Source organism: Streptomyces sp. WM6372 (assembly GCF_001279655.1).
In the GTDB taxonomy this organism is placed as follows: Bacteria; Actinomycetota; Actinomycetes; order Streptomycetales; family Streptomycetaceae; genus Streptomyces.
Window position 1 is genome coordinate 1 of sequence record NZ_LGDB01000108.1, and the last position, 429, is coordinate 429.

A 429-nucleotide genomic window follows, 5' to 3' on the forward strand; every position below is an offset into this window, starting at 1 on the left:
GATCGCCGCCTCCCGGCTCACCGAGCGGGGCGCGACCCGCGCCGACGACAAGATGTCCGAGGCCGCGATGGAAGACCGCAAGCGCGAAGGGTACTTCTAGCCATGACCTCCCCCACTGATCAGGTCGCCGGCTTCGCCGACCTCGCAGCGACCACGCTGCTGCGCTTCGCGACCGCCGGTTCCGTCGACGACGGCAAGTCCACGCTGGTCGGGCGGCTGCTGCACGACTCCAAGTCGGTCCTGACGGACCAACTGGAGGCGGTCGAGCGGGTTTCCGCGAGCCGCGGCCAGGACGCCCCCGACCTGGCGCTGCTGACCGACGGCCTGCGGGCCGAGCGCGAGCAGGGCATCACCATCGACGTCGCCTACCGCTACTTCGCCACCACCCGGCGCCGGTTCATCCTCGCCGACACCCCCGGCCACGTGCAG

General features: G+C 71.6%; 1 protein-coding gene and 1 pseudogene. Both read left to right on the forward strand.

The genetic code is table 11. The features are described 5' to 3' along the window. Positions 1-100, forward strand: a pseudogene (locus tag ADK52_RS41285) (sulfate adenylyltransferase small subunit); the annotation flags it as partial. A gap of 2 nt (positions 101-102) precedes the next feature. Further along, positions 103-429: GTP-binding protein (locus tag ADK52_RS09670; RefSeq protein ID WP_234343609.1), on the forward strand; the 327-nt coding region annotated here is incomplete at its 3' end.